The organism is Mesorhizobium sp. M6A.T.Cr.TU.017.01.1.1, assembly GCF_004023115.1.
Lineage (GTDB): Bacteria > Pseudomonadota > Alphaproteobacteria > Rhizobiales > Rhizobiaceae > Mesorhizobium > Mesorhizobium mediterraneum.
Genome location: NZ_RZTA01000325.1, coordinates 1 through 378, shown reverse-complemented (window position 1 = coordinate 378; position 378 = coordinate 1). Strand labels below are relative to the sequence as shown.

General features: G+C 67.5%; 1 protein-coding gene. It reads right to left on the bottom strand.

Annotated elements, in window-relative coordinates; genetic code table 11:
- Positions 1-378 (bottom strand): NAD(P)-dependent oxidoreductase (locus tag EOB36_RS34210; protein WP_281035510.1); only part of this gene is annotated, 378 nt, incomplete at both ends.

Here is a 378-nt window from a genome sequence, read left to right as displayed (position 1 = left end):
CGCGCAACGAGGCAGCAAGCGAAGCAAGCGGCCCGAGCGACGGCGACAGCATGCGGTCGATGCGGCTGCGCAGCATTTGGGCAAGCACCGGGCCGGCCCCTTCCGTGCCGATTGCAATGGCGACAGGCGCGCGGTTGACCAGCGCCGGAGTGAAGAAATCGCACAGCTCCGGCCGGTCGACGGCATTGACCGGAATGCCCAGCCGGCGCGCATCCTCGGCAACGCGACGGTCGAGCGCCTCATTGCCGCTGGCGGCAAACACCATCACCGCGCCTTCGAGATGCGCGGCATCATAGGCAGCAGCGATGTGTATGGCGGCGCCATTCGTGGCGATGAAGGCCAGCAACTCAGGCTCGGCGGCATCGCTGACGATGCGCA